This window comes from Mammaliicoccus stepanovicii (assembly GCF_002902525.1).
GTDB classification, from domain to species: Bacteria; Bacillota; Bacilli; order Staphylococcales; family Staphylococcaceae; genus Mammaliicoccus; species Mammaliicoccus stepanovicii.
The window spans coordinates 1-19505 of sequence record NZ_PPQZ01000051.1 but is presented as its reverse complement, the minus strand read 5'-3'; the positions used below and the strand labels follow the sequence as shown (position 1 = coordinate 19505).

Below are 19505 nucleotides of genomic sequence, written 5' to 3'. Positions count from 1 at the left end.
TCTATAAGTTTTGCTTATGGATATTTTGTTATACATAAAATTTTGTTATTAACTGATAATGATTATCAACTAAAAATATATGTTTAAACAATAAAAACAGCTCGCACAAATAGGAGAAATCCTACGCATGCGAGCTGTCATTGATACAAGAATGATTTATTCGAATTAATTTTCTAATTCTCTTTCTAATTTTCTTTGTTCTTTTAATTCTTGTTCATATTCTCTTTTAGATTTTTCAACGTATTCCTTCATACGATGCTTATTCGGTGTAATTGAAAGTCCAAGATATTTACGTTCTTGGTTAGCATCTTTATAAAAGGCTACAATCATCATTATAATTATGAAACTAAACGGGAATGCGGATATAATTGCTGCTGACTGTAATGCACCTAATCCAGTATCGCCACCTGATAATAACAAGATAAATGCGATTAATGATTGTGCAATACCCCAGACAATTTTAACTCTACCTGAAGGTTCTAGTGAACCGTAAGTAGTTTGCATACCTAAAACAAAAGTAGCAGAGTCTGCTGATGTAATAAAGAATGTACAAATTAAAGCTAATGCGATAACAGATAATACTGCACCCATTGGTAATTCATTGAACACACCGAATAATTGTGTTTCAGTTGTCATCTTGAATATTTCAGGTGTCTTTTTACCTACTTCAATACCAGTTACACCAAATACACTGAACCAGATGAAACTGATGATTGTTGGTACTAACATTACGCCTAAAATAAATTCACGAATTGAACGTCCACGTGATACACGTGCAATAAATATACCTACGAATGGACTCCAGCTCATCCACCAACCCCAATAATAAAGTGTCCATGAGTTTAACCAGTCACTCTTTTGTTGATTGAGTGGTGCTACATCGAAACTGTTGAATAAGAATGAATCGAATAAAGCACCAGTTGATGATGTAAACATGTTTAATATTAGAATAGTTGGACCAATTATCAATGTAACGATTAATAATAGTGAAGCTAAAGCAATATTCAAGTTACTTAAATATTGAATACCTTTACTTAGTCCACTCCAAGCACTCATTAAGAATAATATCGTTACGATTACAATAATGATACCTTGAATAATAATATTATTTGGAATGCCGAATAGGTATTCTAAACCACCATTGATCTGCAAAGCACCCATACCTAGTGAAACTGCAACCCCTACTACTGTTGCAAATACTGATAACACATCAATGATAGTTCCTATAGGTCCATCTACTTTATCACCTAAAATTGGTCTTAATGTTTTAGATAATAACCCAGGCTCGCCTTTTCTAAATTGTGAATATGCTAATGCTAATGCAACTACGCCGTAGATTGCCCATGCATGAAAGCCCCAATGTAAAAATGTAGATCTCATTGATTCTGTCATTGCAGCTTTAGTTTCAGGATCAGCTGTTGGAGGTGACATGAAATGTGACATCGGTTCTGCCGCTCCGTAGAATACTAAACCAATACCCATACCTGCACTAAATAACATTGCAAACCATGAAATTGTATTGAATTCAGGTTTATCATGCGGTTTACCTAATTTCAATTTACCAATTGGGCTGAAAATAATAAATACACAGAAGAAAACCATACCAATTGTGATTATCATGTAATACCAGCCGAAGTATTTTGAAATCCATGAACTAATATTAGCGGTTATTTCCCCAAATTGACTTGGAAAAATCGCACCAAGTGCAACAATAATAGCAACTACAATTGCACTAATCGTAAATACGTTCGAAACTTTTCTCCCATTGGGATGTGTTGGAACATTCGCCATTAAAATTCTCCTTTCAATTATACAAACTTTTATTTTATATTCCCGTTTTAACTGTAATTAATCCCTATTAATTAAAAAATTAATATATATAAAACAGCAACATTCAACACTTTAACAAATATTACACTTAAAATCAAACTCGCTATTCCAATTTTCCACTATATAATGTATTATAATGTCGATAAGGAGGTGTTTAATATGTCAATGTTAAAAGAATTCAAAGATTTCGCATTACAAGGAAACGTATTAGATTTAGCAATCGCCGTTGTTATAGGTGCTGCCTTTAACAAAATTGTTACTTCATTAGTAGAAAACGTCATCATGCCACTCATCGGATTAATTTTCGGAGAAGTTGATTTTGCTGAGAAATGGACATTAATGGGTATTAAGTACGGTTTATTCATTCAATCCATTATCGATTTCATCATTGTTGCTTTCGCACTATTTATCTTCATTAAGATTGTAAATACATTAATGAAGAAAGGTGAAGAAGAAGAAGAAATTGATGAACAAACTGTATTACTTACAGAGATTCGTGACGCATTACGCGAAAAATAATCTCTACATATACAAATAAAAAGCAGAAAAGATATGAATTCATATCTTTTCTGCTTTTTTAATCTTCTACTGGACCTTCTTCAACTAAAGTTTTTACATCTGCTACTATTTCAGATTTTGGAAACTTCTTATCTCCAGCATCTTGTCCACTATAACTTTTAATAATTTTTCCGTTTTGATCTATTAAATAAAAACTTGTCCCATGTGTAACTTGTGTACTGCCTTTTGGAGGTGGGGCAACGATTGATTTAAAATTATCTTCAGCGTACTGTTTAATAAATTTAAAATCATAGTTTGTTAATAACGTCCATTTATTATTTGGTACATCATATTGTTTAATATAATCTTTAAGTTTTTGTGGCGTATCATTTTGCGGATCTACACTAAAACTAATCACACCATAGTTTTTGACGCCATCTTTTTCTAATTGATCTATAACTGTACTCATATTATATGTCATAGGTGGACAAACCGTCTCACAATTAGTAAATATGAAATCCGCTATATAAACTTTGCCTTTCATATCTTTCTGTGAAAATTTCTTTCCATTTTGATCTGTTACATCAAATGACTGCATCTTATTTCCAAATTGCCCGCTTGGCTCAATCGAATTATTACTACAAGCACTTATCATTAATGTGATTATTGCCAATAAAGTTACCATCATTCCCTTTTTCATCTCAACACTCCCACAATTTGCTATTAATTAAAATATATCAAATAAAATTTATAACTTGAACACATAAATTCATTTATTTATGACATTGATGTGTCATTAGTTCGTTATAAATGAACTTGTACTTAAAAATCCATTTTTATTTACATTTAAAATTGTAGGAATTCTTGTTTTCAATTCAGACACATGGGATATGATTCCAACTAATCTACCTGACATTTGAATATTAACGAGCGTATCAAGTGCTGTTTCAAGGGTTTCTGAATCTAATGTGCCAAATCCTTCATCAATGAACATTGACTCTAGATGTATTGCACCCGCTTCTTGTTGCACGATATTTGACAACCCTATCGCTAAAGATAATGATGCTTGAAAAGTCTCTCCCCCAGAAAGTGTTGTAATATGTCTTGTTCTATTTGAATACCTATCAAACACTTCTATCTCCAACCCACTTAAACCTTGGGATTTCTCTTTCTTACGTACTAATTGATAGCGACTATTTGTCATCTTCGTGAATTGTTGATTGGCACTATCCAATATATGATTCAAATAATAAATCAGTACATAATTTTCTAATGATAGCTTTTCTGCGTTTTTACCATTCATCACCCTCGTAAGTTCAATCAGTTCTTCTTGTTCTGATAAATCTTGCTCTAATAAAGTGATGATGTTAAATATTTCGTTTCGTTTTTTACTGTTTTGTTCTATTTTAAATTTCAACTCAGTATGTTCTTTCGTAATATCAACAAATGATGCCTTTGCATGTGATAATTGATTTGAAATCTGTTCTAAATCTGGTTTTATCTTGTTTTTAACTTTTCCTCTTAACTCTATTACATCAGCTTCTAATTTGTTATATTTTTTTTCGAATTCTTCAATTTCTACTTCGTATTCATGAATATTACTAACACTACCTAGTAATTCATCTAATTGTTCATATGACTCTATATGATGTTTCTTCATTTCTGTTTCTATAAATGACTGACTAGACTCAATTTGTTTAACAAATATATCCTTTCTTTCTTTAGCTGTATTGATTTTGTTTTGTATTTCGACTTGCTTTTCTTTATATTGCTCTACTTGTTCTTTTAATGACTCGACTTCTGAGTCAAATTGATTAACTTCTACATGATACTGTTCAAATTGTTTTACAAATGCATCAATTGTTTCAAATTTTGTTTCACTCTTAAAGTATGAGGCATCTTTTTTAAATCTTTCAATTTTATGATGCATATTATTATAGTCCAATTTTTGTTCGGATATATGTTTTTCTAATTTACGTATTTCTAATTGAATATTTTGTGCTTCTTGTCTATGTGCTCTTATACCATTTATTTCTTTCTTTATTATTGCTAATGCACTTACTGCACTTTCAAGTTCTTCACTTACATCTTTAGATATCGACAGATTATTAATCTGCTCGATTATTGTATTCATTCTTTCTTTATACATCACGAGTTCATTTGAAATATTTTGCTGTGCTTTAATTAACTCTTGCTGCATTGCTTTTTCTTGTTTTATTGCTTCAAAATCAATATCTCCATTTATTGATTTAACTTCCGAACCACAAATTGGGCATGTCTCACCTAAATGAACATGTTTTTGAATTTTTATTATTTCATCTTCAACTGACAAAACTTCGAAATTGTCTGATTCAATAATCTTTGATTCCGTCATTAATTTGTTTTCGTTCAATTCTTCTATTTTTTCAATTAATGATGTTTTCTTTTCTATAAGTTTATTTTTTTCAGCATATTGTTCTTGTTTATTTTTCAAATTTTCTATTTCTAATATTAGATTTTCTTGTTTTTTTAATTTTTCTTGTTCTATTTGGTCATCAACTGCATGTTCATCTAATAATGCATTTAATGTCTTAAGTTGTCCCTCGTTATCTTCAATGTTTGTTTTCATATCTTTAAACATCTTTATACTATGAGGTAATTCTTGTAATGCTTCTTTATATTGAGAGATATTTGTCTGTATATGAGCTGTTTGTTTAATGAATTCTTTATATGATTCTATTCTACTTTGGTCATTAAGTTTAATACTCAACTTCTGTTTCACTTCTTCAAACTGAAGATTCGTTTCTTCACTTTCTTTTTGTAATTGGTTATATTCATTTTCAGTTGTATTTAATTCCTTTTTTGTAAGATGCAACTGATCATATTGATATGTCATACTTTGAACTGTTTTTAAATATTTTAATTGATTTTTTAAATGTGTAATGTGACTAAGTTGGTCATGTAACGCTGCAAATGATTTTTTCTTATCTTCCAACATTTCAAAGTTTTGCATCGTTAACTTTTCAACTTCAAAATATTTTTCAATTTCTTCAACTTGTTGTTCAGAAGTTTTGTATTTCTTATCTAGCTCACTCAATAAACGAGCGCCAACGTTATTAAATTGCTCTAGTGCTTCTACAACTTTTTCGTACCGATATCCTTCTAATTCTTTATATTGAATCAACTCTTCGTTATCGAAATCATGTAAGTCATACACATACTGTGTGATTTTCTGATAATGCTTTTCTATCATTGAAATTTCTTTTTTCATTTCATCTTCTAACTTTTCTTGTAAAGCCTCAAATCTATCGCTATCAAATAATGTTCTTAAAATACTTCTCTTGTCAGTACTATTTGATACTAAAAATTGTTTAAATTCCCCTTGTGGTAGAATCAATATTTGTCTAAACTGTTTGACATTCATATGTAATAATGACTTTAAATAGTCATTACTCGCATTAATACTACTTGTAACTAAAGCCCATTCGTTAGATTCTTTCTTATATACTTCTACTGTTGGGTTTGTAGGATTTTTATTGCCTTCTTTAATATATTTAATAGTTCTAATTATTTGGTATTCTGTTCCCTTAATCTCAAATTCGAATTGTACTTTAGTAGGTAATTTTGGATCTGCAAAATGACTTCTCAAATCAGACTCTTCTCTAGTTTCCGTAGATGTTTTACCGAACAGTGCATAGACCATTGCATCAAAAATCATCGTCTTCCCAGAACCTGTTTTACCGCATATTAAAAAAAGCTGTGACTTTGAAAGACTTCTAAAATCTATTGTCTCATTCATAAACGGTCCGAAATATTGCATATTTAAAGACAATGGTCTCATTATTCATCAGCTCCTTTATTGTTCTCTGCTTCTAATAGTTGGATGATTTTTTCATTTTTAACACCAGTCAATTCTTCATCTGTTACATGTTTATAAAATGATTTAATAATATCTAAATCACTTAAAGCATGCACATCAACATTAATTTCATCTTGTGCTATTGCATAGTCCTGTCTAGATAATTGCAATGTGTTTGGATATATTTTTCTTATCTTTAATAATGGATCTGTTACATGATCCATATCTGTTAACTTAAAATGGAAGTAATCATCTTTATTAGGTATCGTGATATTTTCATGGATAACTTCATTGTAAGACGCATTTACGACATGGAATGACCTTCTTGGTGTTATCGGAATAAATGACTGTTTGAACGCCTTATCTTGAACATCAAATAATCTAAATCCTTTAGCTTGTTTTTCTTCAGAAAATGAATATTGCATCAATGAACCTGAATAAAATATAAACTCGGATTGTATTGCAAATGGATGATGTAAATGACCAAGCATTACGATGTCAAATGGATCAAAAGTACTAGCATCCACTGTTTCAATCGTGCCAATTGATAACGGTCTTTCTGAATCACTTGATTTACCCCCTGATACAAACAAGTGTCCAACTAATATATTTGTTTTATCTTTGTCTATAACTAATTTCATTTGTTCAACGATATAATCAGCTGCTTCTTGATGAGTCGAAATATCTTTCTCTTTAAAGGCAGCTTTAATGTCTGCTGGAGTAAAGTATGGCATCACATAAATATGAACATCCTTTATTTCGATAGGTTTAAACATTGACTCATATTGCGTGATAATTTTTAATCCAGATTTTTCGAACCATTTTTCACCATAATTCAATCGTTCTTTACCGTCGTGATTCCCACTTATAGCAATGATTGGTGTATCCAACTCTAAATTAATTGTAGACAGCGCATCTTCTAGTACGACCATTGAATCTTTACTTGGATAATGTAAATCATATAAATCGCCACTAATTATTACGATATCTGGCTTATGTTCTTCGATAGCTTTATATAGTTCATTAAGTACATATTGTTGATCTTCTAAAAGTGATTGACCATTTATTGATTTTCCAATATGCCAATCTGCGGTATGTAATATTTTCATAATATGTGTCCTTTCAAAATATTTATTAGACAGCTTAAATAGCTTCATTTATACTAGTTCTAAGGAGTGATTTCATTGAGTAACGTTTTTATATTTTTTATCGTCTTATGGTGTATCATATTCATTTCGTTACTAGCTATTGGTGGTTTCTTTATGTTTCGTAAGTTTTTGAAACGTATGCCTAAAGATGATGGAATGAGTGAGCTTGATTGGCAAGACTATTACATCCGAAAAGCATTACCATTATGGAATAATGATGCCCGCAACTTATTAAACGAATTAGTTTCCCCAGTTCCTGATCTATTCAGAGACGTTGCAAAAGAAAAAATAGGTGGACGTATTTCTAAAATCGCCATTGAGGAACATGCATCAACAATTGAACTCGATCATATCATGAGAGGATATATCATCGCGACACCGAAACGAGATCACAAGTTTATGAAGAAGAAATTAACTGAACTTAATATAGATTATACACCATATTTGAAACTCTTCGAATTGGCTGATGATGAAAAAAACAAATTTTCTATATTTGATCATTCAGAAGAAATTTCTAAAGCAAAAACAACGCACACTCAATAAATGAGATGTGCGTTGTTTTTATTTTACTGTCGTCATATTGTCTCGTAATTTCTTATATTTCAAATACATCGCTATTCTCCATGGCACTATCATACTAAATGCCAATAAGAAGAACATCCCACCTAATTGTCCAGGATCCAATGCATCACTTAGAAAAATCTTCCCAATTGTTCTTATCAATAATAATGTAATTAAAATAACAGGAAAAAGTTTAGAACGTTTCATATAAATATCTTTACCTTTAACTTCAAAGTTAGAAGTAACAATTAAAAATATAGAAAAGAATAGACCGACTATAACTGCTTCTAATATTTCAGCACCTGTTAACCTGAAATAGGGAATGACATACATAAAAGCACCTGTAGCCATAAAAAATGGTGGTAAAATAATTTTTTTAGTATTTGTTGGGTAATTTTGTGCTTTCATTCTGATTACAAGAACACCTAAACCCATTAAAAATGCAATAAAAATAGAAAAAAGGAAATACATGTTTAAAACTCCTTTAAATACGAGAATTCTTATATGGATAAACCAATCATAAAGATTGGAAAAATATTGTAATCTCCGTTAATAAGTCAAAGAACAATAAAATTCCCATAATTATCATAATTATACCACCAAACTTCATGATAGCAAGATTGTACTTTCTAATTATTTGTAATTTAGTTATAAAGAAAGTTAGAACGAAAAATGGGATACTAAACCCTAGAACGTAAAGTAACATGTATAACATTGCCTGAGATGAATTCGTTGCTGCTAATGTACCAATTGCTGCAATTATCGGACCATTACATGGTGTCCATCCTGCTGCAAAAGCCATACCTATTAGAATTGTTCCAATATAACCAGAAGGTTTTGTTTTAAAATTAATTTTTCTATCTTTCATCAAAAATTGTGGTTGAAATACCCCAACAATAATTAAACCAAATACAATTATAATAATCGCACCTAGTTGTCTAATAAGGGTTTGATAATTAATAAGTAAACCTGATATATAACCAATACCCATTCCTAAAATCATATAAATGACGCTAAATCCAACTAAAAATATAATCGTATGTAAAATTGCATTTCGACTTAGTCCTTTATTTTTAAGGTCGTCATAGCTCATACCTGTTATGTATGAAATAAACGCCGGATAAATTGGTAATACACAAGGAGAAACAAAACTTAATATACCTGCTCCAAATGCTACGAAAACTGTTAATTCCACAATATCCCCCCTCTTACTCTTAATCTATTTTAACAAATTTATTATAAGATAAAATGAATTTATTTTGAACAATCAGTGAAACCTCAAAAAGCGTATTAGATTATACAAAATTATATATACCAAATATTTGTTATGCTGTATAATAATTTTATAGTGAATATAATTATTTTAAAAAAGGAGAGCAGCATGATGCTATATAAACAACCTAAAACAAGACGTGGTAGAAAAACTATATTCATCATATCGATATTTATAATAATAGCATTGATCAATATCTTTACATATAATGAAGATGATACGACAAATCATGAATCAACAAAAGAAGTAAGCCATCATCAACAAAAAGATAAACCTAAAAAGACTAACATCAAACCAGTTAAATCCACTTCAACTGAAAATCATACAGCTTCAATACATAAAGAGAAAAAAATTGAAAAATCAACAGAGGAACATAAAGCAACACCTTCTCCAGTTGACAATCAAGAAGAGAAAAGTCATACATATAGACCTGGAACTACAGATCGCATTCCAGTTACCCTTTCTAAAACAGTTGATGGAGATACAGCGCGTTTTATAATTAATGATAAAGAAGAAAGTTTCAGATTTTTACTTATAGATACACCCGAAACGAAGCACCCTCGATTAGGTAAACAGCCGTTTGGTGAAGAAGCTTCAAATAGGACGAGTTCGTTATTACAAAATGCTACAAATATTGAAGTAGAATATGATGTTGGCCAAAGAAAAGATAAGTATCAAAGACATTTAGTATATGTATATGTCGATGGAGAAATGCTCAATAATATATTAGTAAGAGAAGGATTAGCAAAAGTTGCATATGTTTATCCACCTAATACGAGATATTTAGATGAACTTGAATTAAGTCAATCAAAAGCAAAGCAAGAAAATCTTGGAATTTGGAGCTTAGGATCTGTTTTTGAAGATTCAAATTCAAATGTGAGTTCTTCACAAAATCAAGACGCTTCGCAAGATATTAATTCAATACCTGAAACAAATATTCAAAATAGTACACAAGAAAGCTCATCACCGATAGAACATTATCCAAATTGTACTGCTTTAAGATCTGTCTATCCAAATGGCGTTCCTAGTACACACCCAGCATATGAACCGAAACACGATAGAGACAAAGACAACTTTGCTTGTGAAAAAAATTAAGAACAATTGACTATACGCAAAAAAGAGCCTGGGACATATATTATGTCTCAGGCTCTTGTATGATTAATTTAAGACTATTTCACTTTTTGATCCATATTCTTATTCATCATTGTCATCATTTGATTAATTTTCTTTTGAGATGGTTTTTGACCCATTTGCATCATCATCATACGTAACATTTCTTCATTGATTGGTGGATTTTTTTTCAAATAATCCATCATATATTTACGTGCAAGGAAGAATCCTAGTGCAATCCCACCTATTAATGCCACGATGATTAATAATATTGCTAACCATGTTGCCATTATTTCACCCACTTTCTGTATCCTATAAAAGTTTACTAAATTAATTTCATTTTATCAAGACGAAACTTAATGTTTAAATTGAAAATTTTTTTGACTTTTTATTAAAATTAATAAAATTTAATAATCAGCTTTCAAAACTTGGATGAATCATTATAAATAAAGACAAACCTGATTAAAATCTTTTGATTTTTTCCAGGTTTGTCCGTTTTTTATAGAAGTTTTATTTTACTTCTTAGAAACTTAATACTTGGTTTAATACATTTTCTTTCGTAAATCCGTATTTTTCAACAACTAAGTCACCAGGCGCACTTGCACCGAATGTATCGATTGTAATAACTTTTCCTTCTAGACCAACATATTTATGCCATCCGATTGAAGAAGCCATTTCAATTGCAACACGTTTAGTAATTGATGATGGTAAAACTGACGCTTTATATTCAGCATCTTGTTGTTCAAATGCATGCCAGTTAGGTAGTGATACTACTTGGACACCTTTACCTTCTCGTTCGATATCTTTGGCAGCATCTACTGCTAATGATACTTCAGATCCAGATGCGATTAATAAATATTCAGGGTCTTTTTCTGAACGATAAACTACATATCCACCTTTGCGAACGCCTTCTTCTACAACTGATTCTTCAACATCTAATGCAGTTAAGTTTTGACGTGTTAATACTAATGCTGTAGGTGTTGACTTAGATTCTAATGCTACTTTCCAAGCTACTCTTGTTTCATTTCCATCTGCTGGACGAATCACATTTAAGTTTGGTATAGCTCTTAGTCCGACTAATTGCTCTACAGGTTCATGAGTAGGACCATCTTCACCTACTGCGATTGAATCATGAGTAAATACAAATGTAGATGGTACTCCCATAATTGCTGAAAGTCTTAAAGCTGGTTTCAAGTAATCACTAAATACGAAGAACGTAGCACCATATGGTTTAACGCCTCCATGAACAGCCATACCATTAACAGCAGCTGCCATACCGAACTCACGTACACCAAACCAAATATTTCTTCCTTCAGGCGTATCTGCACTGAAATCTTCAACATCTTTAACGTTAGATTTGTTTGATGATGCTAAGTCAGCAGAACCGCCAAAGAATGCAGGTACTGATTTACTTAACGCTTGGATGATTTCTCCAGAATCAGCACGTGTTGCACTACTATTACCTGGTTCATATACTGGTAAATCTTTAGCATAATCTTCTGGTAATTCATCTGAAATGGCTTGTTTAAACTCTTCAGCTAACTCTGGGTGAGCTTTAGCGTATTCACCTACAAGTTTGTTCCATTCTGTTTCATCTTCATTTGCACGTGTTAACATTGTTTTGCTAAAGATTTCATATACTTCTTCAGGTACATTAAATTGTTTAGATGGATCTAAACCATAGTTTTTAAGTGCTAATTCACGTTCTTCTTTACCAAGTGGCGCACCATGTACACCATTTGTTCCAGCTTTATTTGGCGCACCAAATCCAATGACTGTTTTTACTTCAATCATAGTTGGTCCATCTAGTTTCTTAGCTTTTGTAATTGCTTTATCGATTTCTTCTAAATTATTACCATCTTCTACTAGAATGTAACTCCAACCATATGATTTAAACCTTTCTTTAACATTTTCAGAGAAAGCTTTGTTTAATTCACCATCTAAAGAGATATCGTTTGAATCATAAAGTGTTATTAATTTATCAAGTTTCAAGTGACCAGCTAATGAAGCTGCCTCATGAGAAATACCTTCCATTAAATCGCCATCACTAGCTAATACATATGTGTAATGGTCTACTACATTAAATTTTTCTTTATTAAATTTTCCTGCAAGATGTTGTTCTGCCATTGCCATACCAACACTCATTGCAAAGCCTTGCCCTAGTGGACCAGTAGTTACTTCAACACCATCAGTGTGTCTGTACTCTGGATGTCCAGGCGTTTTAGAATCCCATTGTCTAAAGTTTTTAACTTCTTCAAGTTCTAAACTACCAGATACATGTAATAAACTATATAACAATGCTGAACCGTGACCTGCTGATAATACAAAACGGTCTCTGTTAAAATAGTCTTTTGATTGTGGGTTAAAATTTAAATGCTTTGTCCATAGTGTGTATGCCATTGGCGCAGCACCCATAGGTAATCCTGGATGTCCTGAGTTTGCTTTTTCAATTGCATCAATACTTAATGCACGAATTGAATCTACTGCAAGTTGATCTTTTTCATTAAACATAAATGTAGTCTCCTTTATTCTTATAATCCATTTTCATTATACATGAAAATATTTCATAAATTAATTAAAATAGCTTATTTCTGTATTAATTCCTTGTATTATTCGCTCTCTGAATTTCTTTTACTTTTTCTGGTGTTACATCATTACCTTCAGGATCGATAACTTTTGTATTTTCGATTGTCTTTTTAAAGTTTCCTCTGAATGCTTGTAAATATTCAGCGCGAAGTTTTGACTGTTCTTTAGCTTCTACTTCAGAAAGCCCACTTGTTTTCTTTTTATTTGCAAGTTCATTTATTCTATTGATTTTCTTTTCGTCTAACATTTTCATCCCTACTTTCTATATTAATTAAAAGATACCAAAAAACACGAACAATTCCAAATGGAATTGCTCGTGTTTAAATTTAATCTATTGTCCCGACTAAAGTGTTCGCCTTATCTAACTTATTTGGTTCATTCTGTATATTATCTTGTTGTTTATTATTATGTTGATCTATTTGATGGTCTGTCATCTCGTACGTTTGTTCTGTAGTATATATGTCATGCGCTTGTGCTAAATATAAAAACCCGATTAATAACGTCATTAAAAACACTGCTAAATATAGTAACACTGTCTTTTTAATTGTAATTGTCATTTCCAATTCCTCCTAGAACGTTTGTTTGTATTTTTATAATAACAGAACAACTGTTCGTAGTCAACAAAAATACGAACAAATGTTTGTTCGAAGGAAACGTATGTGCTATAATAAATTTAAATCATTTATTGGGAGCGTGCGACTATGAAAGAATTAACTAAACGTCAATCTGAAATATATCAATTCATCAAACATGTAGTACAAACAAAAGGCTATCCGCCTAGTGTTCGTGAAATTGGATTAGCAGTCGGACTAGCATCAAGTTCAACCGTTCATGGTCACTTATCTAGACTCGAAGAAAAGGGCTATATTAAACGAGACCCTACAAAACCAAGAGCAATTGAAATTACTGAAACAATTGGTGAATCTATTAATCAAGAGAATACAATACACGTGCCTGTTATTGGTAAAGTTACAGCGGGTGTTCCTATTACTGCTGTTGAGAATGTGGAAGAATACTTCCCGTTACCAGCACACTTCACTTCAACACATAATAGCAACATCTTCATCTTAGATGTAATTGGTGAGAGTATGATTGAAGCTGGTATATATGATGGAGATAAAGTGATTGTTCGTAGCCAGTCTATAGCAGAAAATGGCGATATTATCGTTGCAATGACTGAAGATGACGAAGCAACAGTAAAACGCTTCTTTAAAGAAGAATCCAGATATAGATTACAACCAGAGAATAATACAATGGAACCAATTTATTTGGACAATGTTACTGTATTAGGTAAAGTAGTTGGGTTATTCAGAGAAATGTAAATAAGATAGAACATGTTATTAAGGCTAAATACTGCCAAATAACATGTTCTATTTTTTATTTATATAATTTCAAGAATATGTCCAATCTATTTTGCTAGATTCGTCAATCTTGCTACTTAGTCGCTTCCTATATGTTATCCTGCTACATCTCTACATAAATAAAAAACCAAAAGCGAATTACGCTTTTGGTTTTGTTTCATATTCCCTATACTAGATTACTTGAGTTCTTAAAAATTAATTTCAATTTATGAAACGTCTTTTTTATTTAATAATTCTTTAATACGATCTAATACATCAAAATCTTTTTGTTTTATTTCTTTATTTTCCATGTAAAACTTCCCCTTTATATGTTACTTCCATCAATCAAATTACTAGAAACAACATCTGTTAAACATTTAAGGAAATATGAAATAATGCCTTTTAATTATATATTAGTTATTGGTATAAAATCTAAATTTTATAGCTCGTTTACTGTTGCGTGATGTAGTTTTCAGTCCAATATGGCTGTAAATTCTCGCCAATATCTACGCCTACACCCAACTCTTTATAATCTTTATTTAAAATGTTCTTTCTGTGTCCCAAAGAATTCATCAAACCATGATGTGCATATATACTACTAATTTGACCGTATGCCAAATTTTCACCTGCAGTTATATAATTAAAACCATCATGATCTAATCTATCAAATGGAGATAACCCTTGCTTATTCGTATGATCGAAATAATGTTTTCGAACCATGTCTTGGCTATGTGTTCGAGCAGTTTTGCTAACATTTTCATTGTATGATAATGGTGTTAGTCCGAACTGTACTCTTTCAGCATTTATTATATCAAAATTTTGATATTCTAATGCTTGTTTATAATCACGATCGCCAACATGATACTGATTTTTACGTTTATCTTCAGTCGTGGCAGCCACTTGCATAATTCCTTTTATTTGATTGTTCTTATACTTATCATAAAAAATAGTAGTATAAATATTATCAAATTTAAAAACATCATATTCTGGATCACTTTGAATTAATTTCAGGTTTCCTTTTTGAATTGCTTTAATTGGATTACCGAGTTTAGAACGAACTTTTTCCTTGTTCATTTTACTCGTTATCCCTTTTTGAGATGTTACTAAGTCTTGGTTTGTGTATAATCCTGATACTTTGTCATTTACATAACTAACCATTACAAATCCATTGTAATGGTCATGATATGCATGCCATTTTTCATTATATTCATTCTTTGTTATACGTTTAGGTTTTCCAAGTTCCTTCTCAACTTCACTTTTTGTTTGATTGATTTGAATATTATTAATTGCAAACTCTTGTTGATTTGGCGTTTTAAGTTCAGCTTGTTCTGATGTCTTGTCATGTAAAATGCCTTCATTCAGATGTTGAACTTTTTCCTGTAGTTGCCTAGATAAATCGGATTCAGGGACAGGCTTGATTAGCGTTACACATAATAACAATACAAATAAGTAAAACACTTTTTTCAAGTTGTCCACCTCACCTATTTAGAGTCGCGGTCACCGTTGAAAATTGAATTACGAACAATTACATAATCCACTTTAGTAATAGATTCTAAATCAGTACCACCTGCATATGAAATAGAACTTTGTAAATCTTGTTCGATTTCTATTAATGTATCTTGAAGTGAACCTTTATGTTCTACAAACATTTTTTTACCTTCAACGTTTTTACGTTCACCTTTTTGAAATTCAGATGCACTACCAAAATATTCTTTGTATAGTTTACCTTCTAATTCAACTGTTTCACCTGGTGATTCTTCATGTGCTGCAAATAATGAACCGACCATAACCATGCTTGCACCAAATCTAATTGATTTCGCAATGTCACCGTTAGTTCTAATACCACCATCAGCGATCATTGGTTTTCTAGCAGCTTTACTACATGAGTTAATTGCAGCTAATTGCCATCCACCAGTGCCAAATCCTGTTTTGATTTTAGTGATACACACACGTCCTGGTCCAATACCTACTTTAGTAGCATCTGCTCCAGCATTTTCTAATTCACGAACACCTTCTGGCGTACCAACATTTCCAGCAATCACAAATGTGTTAGGAATATGTTGTTTAATATGTTTAATCATTCTAATAACTTGTTCAGAATGACCATGTGCTATATCTATCGTTATATATTCAGGGACTAACCCTTCTTTAGCTAGTTGTTCTACAAAAGTATACTCAGTATTCTTAACACCTACAGAGATTGAAGCAAAGAGATTTTTACTTTGCATTCTCTTAATAAAAGGAATTCTTGCTTCTTCATCAAATCGGTGCATGATATAAAAATAATCATTCGTTGCGAACCATTCAGCAAGCTCTTCATTCATGACAGTTTGCATGTTAGCAGGCACAACTGGTAATTTAAATGTTTTTGGTCCAAATTTCACCGTAGTATCACACTCTGAGCGACTTTCTACTATACATTTATTTGGTATTAATTGTACATCTTCATAATCAAAAATTTTCATATCAATGACCTCTTTCACTACTATTAATAATAATCCAATAGTTACTATACATGTTAAATTACTAAAAGTAAATGAAATAAGATTATATTTGTTATTTATTAAGAGCTTTATCTAATGTTTCAATATTTTGATTCATAATTGATTGGTATGTGATGTTTTTTTCTTTTGCTTCTTTCTTCGTTAATACTTCTAAATTATGAAACTTAAGTGGTTTACTGTTTGTATCTTTTTTAATAATATCTGTAATTTTGGAACTGACATTTTGTTCGTAAAGTATATACGGTGTGTGTTGCTTTGTAATGCCATCGATAATACTTAATAGTTCTTTTTGGCTTGGTTCTTCATTGTTCATACCTGTTACGCCAGTTTGTTTAAAATGATATCGTTTTGCTAAATAACCGAGTGAATCATGAGAAATATAGACAGTATCTCTTTTTTTATTTTTTGTAATAGCTTGCATGTCTTTATCTATTTTATCAATATCTGTGATTAGGTGATGATAATTTTTAATATAGGTAGATTTATGTTTTGGATCTATTTCAATTAATTTATTTTTAATTGATTTTGCTGCTTCTTTATTAGCAATTGGATCTAACCAAATATGAGGATCGTGTTCATGTGCATCTTCTTCATGTTGATGACTTTCCCCATCCTCATGATGATGTTCTACTAATTCATTATCATTTAAATGAGGTATTGCTTCTAATTTATGATCTTTACTTCTAATCGTTGAACTTATTTTTTTAGCTACAGGATCTAATTCGTCATTTGAGTATATAAATAAATCACTTTTTGCGATGTTAATCATTTCTCGTTGAGATGGTTCATAGTTATGTAAATCAGTACCACTCGGATAAATTGAATTTGCATCTACATATTTACCGCCAATTTGTTCAACAAAACTTTCATATGGAAAATTAGTTGCATAAACTTTTAGTTTCCCATGTTGTTTATCGTTATGCCCACAAGCAGATAATATCAAAATGGATAAAGCAAATAACGCTGTAACGCCGAATATTTTTTTCATATTAAACACCTCATATGCCTTTCTTCAATTATATAAATATACGCCTTTCAAAGTTATATATCAACAACGGAAAATCAATATAAACATGTTCAAATTGACGTATTTTAGATTAAGTTGATTATTTTATCACTTTAAAGCATTTATGCATTAAACTTTATGTTGCTTAATTCCTAAAATGATAATAAAATATGATGTATATTTCAATTTTCTGAAGAATTGAACATTAGAAAGTAAGGTGAATTAAATGGAAGAAATGAAAAGAGGATTAAAAACTAGGCATATTTCCATGATAGCCATCGGGGGTTCGATAGGAACAGGCTTATTTATGGCTAGTGGTGCCGTCATCACACAAGCAGGTCCGGGTGGTGCACTTATTGCATATTCAATTATTGGTGTCATGCTTTATTTCTTAATGACTGCAATTGGTGAACTTGCAACATTTTATCCCGTTTCTGGATCGTTTAGTGCGTATTCTAGTCGATTCGTTGATCCATCTGCTGGATTTACTGTCGGATGGCTATATTGGGTAATATGGGCACTCGTAACAAGTGTCGATATTTTAACTGCTGCAAAGGTCATTACATACTGGGATGTATTTCAAAATGTTACGCCTTTTATGTGGAGCATATTATTTATCATCATATTATTTTTACTTAATGCCTTTACAGTAAAAGCGTTTGGGGAAGCAGAATATTGGTTAAGTTTCATTAAAGTCATAACAATCATTATTTTCTTAATTGTTGGTGTTCTCATTATTTTTGGTATTTTAGGTGGCAATGATCCTATTGGATTAAGCAACTTCACATATAAAGAAGCACCTTTTGTTAATGGTTTATCAGGATTTCTTGGCGTACTATTAGTAGCTGGATTCAGCTTTGGTGGAACGGAAGTTGTTGCCGTAACTGCTGGAGAATCTGAGAATCCAAAAGAATCAATGCCAAAAGCAATCAAACAAGTATTTTGGAGAATATTATTGTTCTACATCTTAGCAATTGCTGTTATTGCAGCAATCATTCCATATACTGATCCGCTATTATTAAATAAAGCCAATACGGTTACACAAAGTCCATTTACAATAGTATTTGATAAAGTAGGTATTGCATTTGCTGCTTCTATTATAAATGCTGTTATATTAACTGCATTAATATCTGCAGGGAATTCAGGTCTATATGCTACAAGTCGCTTATTATACTCGTTAGCACAACACAAACAAGCACCAAAATTTATTAATAACTTAAATAAACGAGACATGCCTTTCATCTCTTTATGTGTCACAATTGTACTCATATTCTGTTCTATCGTTTATGCAACGATTAATGCAGATGGTTATTACAGATTATTAAATATGCTCGGTGCGCTTGTTACATTAGTATGGGCAATGAGTATAATCAGTCATATTAGATTAAGAATGGCCATTAAAAAACAAGGTAAATCTGTAGAAGATACATTAGAATATAAAGCACCTTTATATCCACTAGGGCCAATCATAGTACTGGCAGTTATTGCATTTCTATTAATTGGTCAGTCATTCGATAGCATTATGTCAATGGATATACCAATTCTAATTGAATCTTTCCTTCCAATTCTAATTGGTTTTGTCATTTACTTTGTTCATAAAGGCATTACTAAATCTAAAATTATTAAACTCGAACATATTGATTTATCAAAACATCAATATAAAAAATAATATATATTCTAACTACCAACAATGATTACAATTTGTTGGTAGTTTTTTTCTTGGCTTATGGAATATAATTCAAATATTTAATAATTGATTGTTACTTTTTAAAATTGTGCTATGTATAGTATAATAAAGTTAAATATTTAAT

The 19505-nt window shown here is 31.1% G+C and carries 18 protein-coding genes; 5 read left to right on the top strand and 13 right to left on the bottom strand.

Going from position 1 to position 19505, the window contains the following annotated elements:
• Positions 1–165 precede the first annotated feature (165 nt).
• Positions 166–1791: a glycine betaine uptake BCCT transporter gene (locus CD111_RS08280; RefSeq protein ID WP_095088139.1), complete on the bottom strand. Its 1626-nt coding sequence runs from the start codon at positions 1789–1791 to the stop codon at positions 166–168.
• Between the two features lie 204 nt (positions 1792–1995).
• On the opposite strand from CD111_RS08280, the gene mscL reads away from it, so the two are divergent.
• Positions 1996–2349, top strand: a complete 354-nt coding sequence (gene mscL / locus CD111_RS08275; RefSeq protein WP_095090122.1) for a large conductance mechanosensitive channel protein MscL — start codon at positions 1996–1998, stop codon at positions 2347–2349.
• 58 nt (positions 2350–2407) lie between these two features.
• On the opposite strand, the gene CD111_RS08270 is transcribed toward mscL, so the two are convergent.
• From CD111_RS08270 to sbcD, 3 genes are all read right to left on the bottom strand, one after another.
• Entirely contained in the window at positions 2408–3028 is a 621-nt protein-coding gene (locus tag CD111_RS08270) for an SCO family protein (protein ID WP_095088140.1), read from the bottom strand.
• Positions 3029–3124: 96 nt separating this feature from the next.
• Entirely contained in the window at positions 3125–6148 is a 3024-nt protein-coding gene (gene sbcC / locus CD111_RS08265) for an exonuclease subunit SbcC (protein ID WP_095088141.1), read from the bottom strand.
• The gene (gene sbcD / locus CD111_RS08260) at positions 6148–7275 is read right to left on the bottom strand and encodes an exonuclease subunit SbcD (protein WP_095088142.1); all 1128 of its coding nucleotides are present in this window, start codon (positions 7273–7275) and stop codon (positions 6148–6150) included. The genes sbcC and sbcD overlap by 1 nt, the downstream gene beginning before the upstream one ends.
• A gap of 75 nt (positions 7276–7350) precedes the next feature.
• On the opposite strand from sbcD, the gene CD111_RS08255 reads away from it, so the two are divergent.
• The gene (locus CD111_RS08255; RefSeq protein WP_095088143.1) at positions 7351–7857 is read left to right on the top strand and encodes a DUF2621 family protein; all 507 of its coding nucleotides are present in this window, start codon (positions 7351–7353) and stop codon (positions 7855–7857) included.
• Between the two features lie 18 nt (positions 7858–7875).
• On the opposite strand, the gene CD111_RS08250 is transcribed toward CD111_RS08255, so the two are convergent.
• Together CD111_RS08250 and CD111_RS08245 are read right to left on the bottom strand one after the other, a co-directional pair.
• Positions 7876–8346 (bottom strand): CcdC family protein, encoded by a 471-nt coding sequence (locus CD111_RS08250; protein ID WP_095088144.1) that lies wholly within the window; start codon positions 8344–8346, stop codon positions 7876–7878.
• A gap of 46 nt (positions 8347–8392) precedes the next feature.
• Positions 8393–9070 (bottom strand): cytochrome c biogenesis CcdA family protein, encoded by a 678-nt coding sequence (locus CD111_RS08245; protein ID WP_095088145.1) that lies wholly within the window; start codon positions 9068–9070, stop codon positions 8393–8395.
• A 189-nt stretch (positions 9071–9259) separates the two neighbouring features.
• Here CD111_RS08245 and CD111_RS08240 point away from each other — a divergent pair, with 189 nt between their 5' ends.
• The gene (locus CD111_RS08240; protein ID WP_095088147.1) at positions 9260–10243 is read left to right on the top strand and encodes a thermonuclease family protein; all 984 of its coding nucleotides are present in this window, start codon (positions 9260–9262) and stop codon (positions 10241–10243) included.
• A gap of 74 nt (positions 10244–10317) precedes the next feature.
• Here the strand turns inward: CD111_RS08240 and CD111_RS08235 are convergent, their stop codons facing one another.
• The 4 genes from CD111_RS08235 to sosA all read right to left on the bottom strand — a co-directional run bounded on the left by CD111_RS08235 (position 10318) and on the right by sosA (position 13401).
• On the bottom strand, positions 10318–10548 hold the full coding sequence (locus CD111_RS08235) for a YneF family protein (protein WP_095088148.1): 231 nt from the start codon (positions 10546–10548) through the stop codon (positions 10318–10320).
• 232 nt (positions 10549–10780) lie between these two features.
• Positions 10781–12769 carry a transketolase gene (gene tkt / locus CD111_RS08230; protein ID WP_095088149.1) on the bottom strand — a complete coding sequence of 663 codons (1989 nt, stop codon included), beginning with the start codon at positions 12767–12769 and terminating at the stop codon, positions 10781–10783.
• 85 nt (positions 12770–12854) lie between these two features.
• Positions 12855–13091 carry a DUF896 domain-containing protein gene (locus CD111_RS08225; protein WP_095088150.1) on the bottom strand — a complete coding sequence of 79 codons (237 nt, stop codon included), beginning with the start codon at positions 13089–13091 and terminating at the stop codon, positions 12855–12857.
• Between the two features lie 79 nt (positions 13092–13170).
• Positions 13171–13401 carry a DNA damage-induced cell division inhibitor SosA gene (gene sosA, locus CD111_RS08220; RefSeq protein WP_095088151.1) on the bottom strand — a complete coding sequence of 77 codons (231 nt, stop codon included), beginning with the start codon at positions 13399–13401 and terminating at the stop codon, positions 13171–13173.
• A gap of 144 nt (positions 13402–13545) precedes the next feature.
• Here sosA and lexA point away from each other — a divergent pair, with 144 nt between their 5' ends.
• Positions 13546–14166 carry a transcriptional repressor LexA gene (lexA, locus tag CD111_RS08215; RefSeq protein ID WP_095088152.1) on the top strand — a complete coding sequence of 207 codons (621 nt, stop codon included), beginning with the start codon at positions 13546–13548 and terminating at the stop codon, positions 14164–14166.
• Between the two features lie 468 nt (positions 14167–14634).
• Here the strand turns inward: lexA and CD111_RS08210 are convergent, their stop codons facing one another.
• From CD111_RS08210 to CD111_RS08200, 3 genes are all read right to left on the bottom strand, one after another.
• Positions 14635–15642 (bottom strand): CAP domain-containing protein, encoded by a 1008-nt coding sequence (locus CD111_RS08210; RefSeq protein WP_229726512.1) that lies wholly within the window; start codon positions 15640–15642, stop codon positions 14635–14637.
• Between the two features lie 23 nt (positions 15643–15665).
• The gene (guaC, locus tag CD111_RS08205) at positions 15666–16649 is read right to left on the bottom strand and encodes a GMP reductase (protein WP_095088155.1); all 984 of its coding nucleotides are present in this window, start codon (positions 16647–16649) and stop codon (positions 15666–15668) included.
• Between the two features lie 91 nt (positions 16650–16740).
• Positions 16741–17676: a metal ABC transporter solute-binding protein, Zn/Mn family gene (locus CD111_RS08200; protein ID WP_095088157.1), complete on the bottom strand. Its 936-nt coding sequence runs from the start codon at positions 17674–17676 to the stop codon at positions 16741–16743.
• 244 nt (positions 17677–17920) lie between these two features.
• On the opposite strand from CD111_RS08200, the gene CD111_RS08195 reads away from it, so the two are divergent.
• Positions 17921–19363 (top strand): amino acid permease, encoded by a 1443-nt coding sequence (locus CD111_RS08195; protein ID WP_095088159.1) that lies wholly within the window; start codon positions 17921–17923, stop codon positions 19361–19363.
• The last annotated feature ends 142 nt before the right edge of the window (positions 19364–19505 follow it).